Origin of the sequence: Paenibacillus sp. LHD-38, assembly GCF_031157315.1 — a bacterium.
Lineage (GTDB): Bacteria > Bacillota > Bacilli > Paenibacillales > Paenibacillaceae > Pristimantibacillus.
The window spans coordinates 1-3613 of the sequence record NZ_JAVIFU010000112.1 but is presented as its reverse complement, the minus strand read 5'-3'; the positions used below and the strand labels follow the sequence as shown (position 1 = coordinate 3613).

At 46.7% G+C, this 3613-nt stretch carries 3 protein-coding genes and 1 other annotated feature; all 3 genes read right to left on the bottom strand.

Translation table 11 applies throughout. From position 1 onward, the window contains the following. Window positions 1-327: 327 nt before the first annotated feature. Window positions 328-2331 (bottom strand): methionine--tRNA ligase, encoded by a 2004-nt coding sequence (metG, locus tag RCO25_RS34385; RefSeq protein WP_374992221.1) that lies wholly within the window; start codon window positions 2329-2331, stop codon window positions 328-330. 53 nt (window positions 2332-2384) lie between these two features. Next, window positions 2385-2666 (bottom strand) — a binding site (T-box leader). A gap of 65 nt (window positions 2667-2731) precedes the next feature. Next, window positions 2732-2971, bottom strand: a complete 240-nt coding sequence (yidD, locus tag RCO25_RS34380) for a membrane protein insertion efficiency factor YidD (protein ID WP_309000533.1) — start codon at window positions 2969-2971, stop codon at window positions 2732-2734. A 17-nt stretch (window positions 2972-2988) separates the two neighbouring features. After that, window positions 2989-3426 carry a Fur family transcriptional regulator gene (locus tag RCO25_RS34375; protein WP_309000532.1) on the bottom strand — a complete coding sequence of 146 codons (438 nt, stop codon included), beginning with the start codon at window positions 3424-3426 and terminating at the stop codon, window positions 2989-2991. Window positions 3427-3613 lie beyond the last annotated feature (187 nt).

Genomic DNA, 3613 nt, shown 5'->3' with positions numbered 1-3613 from the left:
GATGCTATGTATTCACAGCACAACGGTTTTTCAGAGGCCTCCTGGTAAGGGCGGCCTCCATTTTAGCAAGTGACATTTTCATCGAACAGTTAAAGTGACATTTTCACAGACGATTGACACCCTGTTCAATCGATATTTATTTCTGCTGCAACGCCTATTGCCGGATACTTCTTTCTTATTTATTTTGATTATCTGTATTGACTAAATGAAGGAGATTTATGATTGAGAGCTTCAAGCGTGTGGAATTTGGATAGAAAAAAGAGGTGTTCCTTTGTCATCATGACATTTGGAACACCCCTGTTGGTGATTTTACGAGTTTTGTTGCATTTATTTCACTACTGCTCCGTTTGGCATATCATCCGGCACAGTTGCAAGCGTCAGTTGATCACCATGCGATGCAGCAAGAATCATTCCTTGCGACCATTCACCGCGCAGCTTAACGGGTTTTAAGTTCGTTACGCAAATGACTTTCCGACCGACCATTTGCTCCGGCGTGTAAAACTTTGCTATGCCGGATACGACCTGTCTTTGCTCAAATCCAAGATCCAGCTGAAGCTTGAGCAGCATATCCGCCTTGTGAACGGGTTCTGCAGCAATAACCTGCGCAACGCGCAGCTCAACCTTAGCAAAGTCATCAATTGCGATTTCTTCTTTGGTCTCAACTGGAGCTTGCGAAGCTTCATTTGGTGCTTTTGTTTCCGCACTTGCAGCGACCGATTGCTCGGCAGACTGATCAGGCTGAGTGCCCCCGCCCATCGCAGCAGCGATAAATGCAGACTCCTCTAACGTATCCAGGCGCGGGAACAACGGCGAACCTTTAATTACTTTCGTTCCGCCTGGCAGGGAACCAAATTGCTTGGTGCTCTCCCATGTCGTTAATTCGCCTTGTACCAGACCTAGCTGTTTCCACATTTCCCGCGGGGAATGGGTCAAGAACGGCTGAAGCAAAATAGAAACAATACGCAGTGATTCTGCAAGATGATGCATGACCGATGCCAGTTCAGCATTTTTAGCCTCATCCTTAGCCAAAGCCCACGGCTGCGTTTCATCGATATATTTGTTCGTACGGCTTACAAGCTGCCACAACGAGGCCAGAGCTACAGAAAACTCCATATTTTCAAGGGCGGCTTCAACCTGGTCTATCGTTTCACCAGTCAGCTTCTGCAAGGATTCATCAAAATCCGTCACTACGCCGGCAAAAGCCGGAACAACGCCTTCAAAATATTTATCGATCATCGCAATCGTCCGATTAAGCAGGTTGCCGAGGTCGTTTGCCAAATCAAAATTAATGCGCTCAACAAAATTTTCCGGCGTGAATGTCCCGTCGGCACCGAATGGCACCTCGCGCAAAAGGTAATAACGAAGGGCATCCAGGCCATAACGCTCAATCAGCATGACCGGATCAACGACATTCCCTTTGGATTTTGACATTTTGCCATCCTTCATTAGAAGCCAGCCATGGGCAAACACTTTCTTAGGTAGCGGCAAATCGAGCGCCATCAGCATGATTGGCCAATAAATCGTGTGGAAACGAACGATTTCTTTCCCAACCAAATGAACATCAGCAGGCCAGAAATCACGGAACTTTTGATCGCCGCCTTCATTGCCATAACCTAACGCCGTTATATAGTTCGACAAGGCGTCTATCCACACGTAAATGACATGCTTTGGATCTCCAGGAACCTTTACGCCCCAATCGAACGTCGTCCGTGATACAGCTAAATCCTCAAGACCAGGTTTTATGAAATTGTTGATCATTTCATTTTTACGCGATTCCGGCTGTATGAAATCCGGATTATCCTCGTAATACTGCAGCAAACGATCGGCATATTTGCTCATGCGGAAGAAATAGCTCTCTTCCTTCACGAGTTCGACCGGTCGGCCGCAGTCAGGGCATTTCCCGTCGTCGAGCTGACGTTCTAGGAAAAACGATTCGCAAGGCGTACAGTACCAGCCTTCATAGGTTCCTTTATAAATGTCATCCTGCTCCACAAACTGCGCGAATATTTTTTCCACGATAGACTTATGGCGTTCCTCGGTTGTACGGATGAAATCATCATTAGAGATTTCAAGCTTTTCCCAGAGATCCTTTATGCCTACCACGATATCGTCTACAAATTGCTGAGGAGTTTGATCCTTCTCCTTCGCTTTGCGTTCAATCTTCTGACCATGCTCATCCGTTCCAGTCAGGTACCATACGTCAAAGCCGCGAAGCCGCTTGTAACGTGCCATTGCATCGCCGGCCACCGTCGTATAGGCATGGCCGATATGTAGCTTATCGCTTGGATAATAAATTGGCGTCGTAATGTAAAAAGTATTATTTTTAGTCATCAGAAGTCCCCCATCCTAATTTTGTTAAAAAAAACGCAAAAAACTCCCGTCCATAATGGGACGAGAGTTTGAACTCACGCGGTACCACCCAAATTTCAATCAGGAAATGACCGTTTTCACCGACATTTCAAGAAAGCTTCGTGTGCCGCCTGCTGGGCGGCTAACGCCGATAACGCTAGCTTCGCGTCGCTCCCTTGCCAGCCCCTAATGCTGCTGCAGCTCGAAAGCGAATCCTCCCGGACCATTTTCTAATAGTTTCCCTTACCGGCTTGCACCATAAATCCCGGCTCTCTACGAAGGTTCTGCTATTATACTTATCCGTTCCACGGATATATAAAGAAACCTAGAATTCATTTTAACCCTTTATTAATCAAAATATACCGAAATATGCCCCTCCCTGTCAAGGAGCATCTGCCCTCTCTTCGTTGACTGGCGGTACGGGGTCGTATCCCCCGGCGTTAAACGGGTGACAGCGGGCAACTCGTTTGACCGCAAGCCAGGACCCCTTGGCTGCCCCATGCTTTTCGATAGCCTCAAGCGCATACATCGAACAGGTCGGATAGAAGCGGCAGGAAGGAGGTATGAGTGGCGAAATAACTTTGCGGTAGAAATGGATCGGAGCCTGGGTCACTCTTCGCATGACTCGTTTTTTTGACATTAAGCTTGGCTAACCGCGGACTCTTCTTGAATACAGGCTTTGCAATAGCCAAACACCTCGAATTTATGCTTCACCACGCGGAAATCATCGGGTACGCTGGTTTGTTCCATCGGGCAAAATGTGATCGGATACGTCATGCCGCATTGCAGGCAAATCATATGATGATGATGGTCATTCTCTCTGCAGTGCAGTTTGAACTTACCGCCATCTTCGAAAATGACCTGCTCCAAAACGCCTAGCTCTTCCATGACGCGAAGATTGCGATATACAGTATCAAAGCTGAGCCCTGTATAGGATTTCCCCATATATTCATAGACTTCTTTAGGTGCCAAATAGCCCTGAGTCTCCGAAAACAGCTTAGCCAGCGTTTTTCTTTGATCCGTTATTCTCAATCCTTGACTAGACATGCGTCGTATAATGTCTTCCATTGTATGCATTATGTCGAACCTCCGGACTAAAAATGGTATATCTCCATAATGACGAAAAAAAAAGCTCTCGTCAATGAGAGAGCCCTGCAAAACGAATACAGTTTCTGTAAAATGGAGCCCAGTACCCTGTTGGTACTGGGTTTGTTGTATAATGGAAGAAAAGTAAAAGCGAGATGAGCCTGTTGTTGCATGCCGG